Genomic DNA, 6,868 nt, shown 5'->3' with positions numbered 1-6,868 from the left:
CAGTCCTGGAACCGGACAGATAGTCAGGCATCACGTAATGGCTGATGTCCGCCTGCATCAGGGTAGAGTTCCAACCATTATAATTACTGAGCCAGCCGTCATAGTCGGTTCAGAGTTTCAACAGCTTCGACAGCACAACCTGACCCTTGAGGATTTGAGAAAGAGTGGTGTACCACTCTCGCACGTCGCCATTCTTGAAACGCAGGCGCAAAAAACGAAAGACGACTGCGTTATGTACGCCCTGAATTACGCAATCAAAGCCTATAAAAATGCAAATCAATTTGATGACATTCATCAAGGTCTTCAGCGTGGCGCATTACCAACCGAAGACGAGTCCAGAACCAAGACCACCCTCGGCGCACTCGAACAAAACAGCCCATACCCATTGATGAACGGGGACACTCATGCGGCATTCGGTGCGGATTTTCTGCCAGTGGATTTTTATAAGCATGGCGCTTCGCTGACGCAGGCGAGAGAGCTAATGAAGCGGCCGGACGGACGCATAGCCGGGAGAGTCAACAGCGAAAACCACAGAGAGGCTGAAAACCTGATTCAACGCAACCAGGCATTTCGCATGACACGCAGTGTTTTGCTCGACGATGGTACACCGTCAAGCACCCAATTCAGCGCGTCCATCGACGGCTTTAGACTCCAGGAAATAAAACGAGTACTGGCCGCAGCACAGCGCTGACGACAACAATCGCGAGCTCGTATCGATACTATTAGCACCTCAACGATACGGGCCCGCCCGCCCTCAATCGGCGACGCGTGATACTAAATTAACTTCACTTAACCGCGTGTTCACGCTCGTCCTTGACGCAGTCGAAGACCTCACCACGCAGCTCGGGCAGCTCCTTGGCGCAATAATCGCTGCCAAGTTTGCCGAGGGCATCGCACATCCCTTCGAGACGGCCGTCGACCGCCTGCAAATGGTCGAGCATCTGCCCGATGGCGCGGGCAATCGGGTCTGGCATGTCTGCGCTGACGCCATAAGCATCAAAGCCGAGCTTTTCAGCCATGGCCTTGCGCCTGGCTTCTGTCTCGTCGTCGGACTTGACGATGATGCGCCCCGGTATACCTACGGCGGTCGCACCGGCAGGCACCGCTTTGGTGACCACGGCATTGGAGCCGATCTTGGCACCAGCCCCTACCGTGAAAGGCCCCAGCACTTTGGCACCCGCCCCCACCACGACGCCGTCCTCGAGGGTCGGATGACGCTTGCCGGCGTTCCAGCTGGTGCCGCCCAGAGTCACGCCCTGATAAAGCGTCACGTCATTGCCGATCTCGGCGGTTTCCCCGATCACGATACCCATACCGTGATCAATGAAAAAGCGACGACCGATGCGCGCGCCCGGATGAATTTCGATGCCAGTCATCCAGCGACCGAAATTGGAGACCACCCGCGCGGGCCATTTCCAGCCGTTGCACCACAAAATATGGCCAAAACGGTGCAGCCAGATAGCGTGCATACCCGGGTAGCAGGTCAAGACCTCAAACGCGTTGCGCGCCGCAGGGTCGCGGTGGAACACACTTTGAATGTCTTCTCGAAGGCGCTCGAACATTACTGGTCCTTCCGCTTGTAGGGTTCGCCGCGTGCGACTTTCTGGGTTTCAGTGAGCACACCGCGCAGAATACTCAGCTCGGAGCGCTCCACCTCACTGCGACCGAACAGCCTGCGCAGCCTTGCCATCAAATGCCTCGGCTTTTCAGGGTCAAGAAAACCGATGTCCACTAATGTGCTTTCCAGATGACCATAAAAGCCTTCCATCTCGTCCATCGTCGCCAGCTCAGCACTGTGCGCCGACGCAGGCCTGGACGCCTCGCCCTGCTCCGATAGGGCCAGCCACGCCATACGTACTTCATAGCTGAGCACCTGAACGGCCGCAGCCAGATTGAGCGAACTGAAAGCGGGGTCTGAAGGAATATGCACATGGAAGTGACAACGCTGCAGTTCTTCGTTGGTCAGGCCAGCGTGCTCGCGACCAAATACCAGCGCCACTTCGGCACCCTCCCCGGCCTGCTCTATAACCTTTTCGCCAGACGCTCGCGGATCAAGCAACGGCCATGGCAGGCTGCGATCCCGAGCACTGGTACCCAATACAAGACGGCAACCCACCAGCGCCTCTTCCAGCGTAGCGACGACCTGCGCAGCTTCGAGAATATCGGTGGCACCGGATGCGCGGGCATCAGCATCCGGCGACGGAAAGATTCTGGGCTCGACCAGCACCAGACGTGAAAGCCCCATGTTTTTCATGGCGCGAGCGGCACCGCCGATATTTCCGGGATGGGTAGTGCCGACCAGGACAACACGGATGTTCTGCAACAAGGCGAACGCTCACTGACGCGAATTAGGGGGGCAAATCCTACAGAAACGGTCCGCCTAACGCTACGAACCCGTGCAGACGACGCAACCTGAAATCATTTGCCCGGCAGCAGAAAAACTCACACGAAGTCGACAGCCGTAACAACGCAAGGCTGGAAATAATTCGAATCAGCCCATAGAATGCCCGGCTCTCTTTAACAACCTTAGGTGAATTGTCCATGCAGCCCATGCTGAATATCGCGCTGCGCGCCGCCCGCAGCGCCAGCGAATTGATTTTCCGCTCCATCGAGCGCTTGGATACCATCAAGGTTGACGAAAAAGAAGCCAAGGATTACGTCACAGAGATCGACCGCGCTGCCGAACAGAGCATCATCACTGCGCTGCGCAAGGCCTACCCGACTCACGGCATCCTCGGCGAAGAAAGCGGCATGCACGAAGGCAGCGGCGAAGGCACCGACTACCTGTGGATCATCGACCCGCTGGACGGCACCACCAACTTTGTTCGCGGCATTCCGCACTTCGCGGTCAGCATCGCCTGCAAATACCGCGGCCGCCTGGAACACGCTGTTGTTCTGGACCCGGTTCGCCAGGAAGAATTCACCGCCAGCCGTGGCCGCGGCGCCGCACTCAACGGTCGTCGCCTGCGTGTCAGCCAACGCAAGAGCCTGGAAGGCGCGCTGCTGGGCACCGGCTTCCCCTTCCGTGACAACCAGATGGACAACATCGAGAACTATCTCGGCATGTTCCGCAGCCTGGTCGGCCAGACTGCCGGCATCCGTCGCGCAGGCGCTGCAAGCCTCGACCTGGCCTACGTGGCCGCCGGTCGTTTCGATGCTTTCTGGGAGTCGGGCCTGTCCGAATGGGACATGGCTGCAGGCGCACTGCTGATTCAGGAAGCAGGCGGCCTGGTCAGCGACTTCACAGGCGGTCACGACTTCCTGGAAAAAGGCCACATAGTTGCCGGTAACACCAAGTGCTTCAAGGCTGTACTGACAGCCATCGCACCGCACCTGCCTGCTTCGCTCAAGCGCTAAACAGCAGATGTAAAAAAACCGGCGAAAGCCGGTTTTTTTATGTCTCTCAGAAGCCCAGCGGTTGGCGTTATTGCGCCTGACCCAATATCAGCTGACCGTTCTTGTCGACCGGAATCTGGCTACCTGGATCACGCTCCATACGGACCTGACCCACTTTTTCGTTCAGCTTGTACTTGACGTTGTAACCCACCACTTTGTCGCTGACATCATTGACCGTTGTGCAACGGTTCTGTGTAGTGGTGTAGGTATCACGCTCCTGCATACCTTCCTGAACCCTGTTACCGGCATAACCGCCGCCGAGCGCACCTGCGACGGTTGCGATTTTCTTGCCATTACCGCCACCGACCTGATTGCCGAGCAAACCACCGGCAACCGCGCCAATCACGCTACCTACGATCTGATGCTGGTCCTTGACCGGCGCCTGACGGGTAACGGTTACGTCCTTGCAAACTTCACGGGGGGTTTTGATCTGCTGGTTGATTGGCTCTACAGCCAATACATCCGCATACTCAGGACCACCCTTGACCAAGCTATAGGTGGCAACGGCGCCGCCAGCGGTCACGACAGCAGCACCTAATACAACACCAACAAGCATAGACTTGTTCACTTGAACCTCCTGACCAATCGAAACGCAGCATGACTGCGCAATGCCTAGCCTTGGAGCATAAAAAAAGGCGCGAGTTCAGCTCTCGCGCCTTTTTTATGATGACCGGACTTATGGCAGGTCGTCGGCCTTGTCTACAACCACAGGAGGAATCAGATCTTCAGTGGTCAGGTTCAGCCAGATCAGCACCACGTTGGCGATGTAGATCGACGAGTAGGTACCCGCCAGCACACCGATGAACAACGCGATGGAGAAGCCTTCGAGGCTGTCACCGCCGAATACCCACAACGCCACAATCGCCAACAGGGTCGAAACCGAGGTCGCTATTGTGCGCAGCAGTGTCTGCGTGGTCGAAATGTTGATGTTTTCGATCAACGATGCCTTGCGCAGCAGGCGGAAGTTTTCGCGAACCCGGTCGAAGACCACGATGGTGTCGTTCAGCGAGTAACCGATGATCGCCAGCACCGCCGCCAGCACCGTCAGGTCGAAGGTGATCTGGAAGAACGACAGGATACCCATCGTCACCACAACGTCGTGAATCAGCGAGATGATCGCGCCGACTGCAAACTTCCACTGGAAGCGGAACGCCAGGTAGATCAGAACACCGCCCAGCGCCATCAGCATGCCGAGACCGCCCTGGTCGCGAAGCTCTTCGCCGACCTGAGGACCGACGAACTCTACCCGCTTGACCACTGCCGGGTTATCGGCACCGGATTTGCGCAGCGCTTCAGCAACCTGGGTGCCCAGTTGCGGGTCTTCACCCGGCATGCGCACCAGCAAGTCAGTTGTCGCACCGAAGCTCTGCACAACGGCTTCGTGATAGCCCGCTGAAACAAGTTCCTGACGCACTTTGCCCAGATCGGCCGGACGCTCGTAAGTCAGCTCGATGAGCGTACCGCCGGTGAAGTCCAGACCGAAGTTGAGCCCTTTATGGAACCAGCTGAACAACGCCAGTGCGGTAAGGAGCATCGTAATGGCGAACGCAACATTGCGAACGCCCATGAAGTTGATGGTACGTAACATGGCAGCCCCTTAAATCCACAACTTCTTGAAGTCACGACCGCCGTAGATCAGGTTGACCATAGCGCGGGTCACCATGATGGCCGTGAACATCGAGGTAAAGATCCCGAGCGACATGGTCACTGCAAACCCTTTGACCGGGCCGGTGCCCATCGCAAAGAGAATGCCGCCGACCAGCAGCGTCGTCAGGTTGGCGTCGAGGATCGCCGTGTAGGCGCGGTCGAAACCTTCGTTGATAGCGCGTTGTACCGTCATGCCGTTGGCGATTTCCTCACGAATACGCGAGAAGATCAGCACGTTGGCGTCCACCGCCATACCCATGGTCAACACGATACCGGCGATACCCGGCAGGGTCAGTGTTGCACCCAGCAAGGACATTAATGCCAGCAGCATGACCATGTTCAGGGCCAGCGCCACGGTAGCGATCAGACCAAAGAAACGGTAGATCGCCATGATGAAGATCGATACGAACAACATGCCCCACAGGGAAGCATCGATACCCTTGGTGATGTTGTCGGCACCCAGGCTTGGACCAATGGTGCGCTCTTCGGCGAAGTACATCGGTGCTGCCAGACCACCGGCACGCAACAGCAGCGCCAGTTCGGAAGACTCACCCTGGCCGTTCAGGCCGGTAATCCGGAACTGACTGCCCAGCGGCGACTGAATGGTCGCCAGGCTGATGATTTTCTTCTCTTCTTTGAACGTCTGGACCGGCACGTCTTTCTCGACGCCGTTGACCATCTGCTTGGTGTAGGTAGTGGTAGGACGCTGCTCGATGAAGATCACCGCCATGCTGCGCCCCACATTGCTGCGGGTAGCGCGGCTCATCAGCTCGCCACCATGGCCGTCCAGGTTGATGTTTACCTGAGGGCGGCCATGCTCGTCGAAACTGGCCTTGGCGTCAGTCACCTGATCGCCGGTGATAATCAGACCACGCTCCACCGCCGCTGCCGGACGCCCGCCTTCGCGGAATTCGAACATTTCGGTGGTGCCTTTCGAATCATCCGGACCTGCGCCCAGGCGGAACTCGAGGTTGGCGGTCTTGCCCAGAATACGCTTGGCTTCTGCAGTGTCCTGCACACCCGGCAGCTCGACCACGATGCGGTTGGCACCCTGACGCTGTACCAGCGGCTCGGCCACACCAAGCTCGTTGACCCGGTTACGTACCGTGGTCAGGTTCTGCTTGATCGAGTATTCGCGAATCTCGGCCAGTTTGGCTGGCGTCAGCGCCATGCGCAGCACGGGAATACCGTTCAGCTCTGCAGGCGTGATTTCGAAGTCGGTGAAGGTCTTGCGAACCAGCGCACGGGCCTGCTCGCGTTCTGCGTCATCGCCAAAGCCCAGTTGAATCGCATTGCCCAACTGCGGGAGGCTGCGATAACGCACCTTCTCCTTGCGCAACAGGGATTTGACTTCACCTTCGTAGACTTTCAGACGAGCATCGATCGCCTTGTCCATGTCGACTTCCAGCAGGAAGTGCACACCACCGGACAGGTCGAGGCCGAGCTTCATAGGGCTCGCGCCCAGGTTACGCAGCCAGGTCGGCGTGGTACGCGCCAGGTTCAGTGCGACGACATAGTCATCACCTAAAGCCTTGCGCACAACATCCTTGGCCGGCAACTGATCTTCCTGCTTGCTCAGACGCAACAAACCGCCCTTGCCATTCTCGGCCAGAGAAGAAGCCTTGACCGAGATGCCAGCATCGGCAAGCGCCTTGGCTGCACGATCCACGTCTGCCTGATTGACTTGCAGCGCAGTGCTCGCGCCGCTGATCTGGATGGCAGAATCATCAGGATAGAGATTGGGTGCGGAATAAATAAAACCGACCACCAGCACCGCCAGGATCAGTACGTATTTCCACAGAGGGTATTTGTTCAGCATCACGCC

General features: G+C 57.8%; 7 protein-coding genes. 2 read left to right on the top strand and 5 right to left on the bottom strand.

The window, feature by feature from the left end; all coding sequences use genetic code 11:
* On the top strand, nt 1-691 hold a 691-nt coding region (locus tag ALO43_RS23415; protein ID WP_268873847.1), incomplete at its 5' end, for a YopJ family acetyltransferase.
* Between the two features lie 94 nt (nt 692-785).
* Here ALO43_RS23415 and cysE read toward each other — a convergent pair.
* Complete coding sequence (gene cysE / locus ALO43_RS23410; RefSeq protein WP_054998139.1) at nt 786-1,562, bottom strand: serine O-acetyltransferase; 777 nt, start codon at nt 1,560-1,562, stop codon at nt 786-788.
* Nucleotides 1,562-2,326 (bottom strand): tRNA (cytosine(32)/uridine(32)-2'-O)-methyltransferase TrmJ, encoded by a 765-nt coding sequence (gene trmJ, locus ALO43_RS23405; RefSeq protein WP_024670470.1) that lies wholly within the window; start codon nt 2,324-2,326, stop codon nt 1,562-1,564. The genes cysE and trmJ overlap by 1 nt, the downstream gene beginning before the upstream one ends.
* Before the next feature lie 215 nt (nt 2,327-2,541).
* Here trmJ and suhB point away from each other — a divergent pair, with 215 nt between their 5' ends.
* Nucleotides 2,542-3,357 (top strand): type III secretion system regulator SuhB, encoded by an 816-nt coding sequence (gene suhB / locus ALO43_RS23400; protein ID WP_024670469.1) that lies wholly within the window; start codon nt 2,542-2,544, stop codon nt 3,355-3,357.
* A gap of 67 nt (nt 3,358-3,424) precedes the next feature.
* On the opposite strand, the gene ALO43_RS23395 is transcribed toward suhB, so the two are convergent.
* The 3 genes from ALO43_RS23395 to secD all read right to left on the bottom strand — a co-directional run bounded on the left by ALO43_RS23395 (nt 3,425) and on the right by secD (nt 6,862).
* A complete protein-coding gene (locus ALO43_RS23395) occupies nt 3,425-3,964 on the bottom strand; it encodes a glycine zipper 2TM domain-containing protein (protein ID WP_024670468.1) in 540 nt (179 codons plus the stop codon).
* A gap of 108 nt (nt 3,965-4,072) precedes the next feature.
* Entirely contained in the window at nt 4,073-4,984 is a 912-nt protein-coding gene (gene secF / locus ALO43_RS23390; RefSeq protein ID WP_005891607.1) for a protein translocase subunit SecF, read from the bottom strand.
* A gap of 9 nt (nt 4,985-4,993) precedes the next feature.
* On the bottom strand, nt 4,994-6,862 hold the full coding sequence (secD, locus tag ALO43_RS23385; RefSeq protein WP_005891605.1) for a protein translocase subunit SecD: 1,869 nt from the start codon (nt 6,860-6,862) through the stop codon (nt 4,994-4,996).
* Nucleotides 6,863-6,868 lie beyond the last annotated feature (6 nt).

This window comes from Pseudomonas tremae (genome assembly GCF_001401155.1).
Lineage (GTDB): Bacteria > Pseudomonadota > Gammaproteobacteria > Pseudomonadales > Pseudomonadaceae > Aquipseudomonas > Aquipseudomonas tremae.
The sequence above is the reverse complement of the archived record's forward strand: the minus strand, read 5'-3'. Positions and strand labels throughout refer to the sequence as shown.

Coding starts and splice junctions, on each gene's coding strand:
- suhB (WP_024670469.1), top strand. CDS start 2,542: ATGCAGCCCATGCTGAATATCGCGCTGCGCGCCGCCCGCAGCGCCAGC.
- secF (WP_005891607.1), bottom strand. CDS start 4,984: ATGTTACGTACCATCAACTTCATGGGCGTTCGCAATGTTGCGTTCGCC.
- cysE (WP_054998139.1), bottom strand. CDS start 1,562: ATGTTCGAGCGCCTTCGAGAAGACATTCAAAGTGTGTTCCACCGCGAC.
- secD (WP_005891605.1), bottom strand. CDS start 6,862: ATGCTGAACAAATACCCTCTGTGGAAATACGTACTGATCCTGGCGGTG.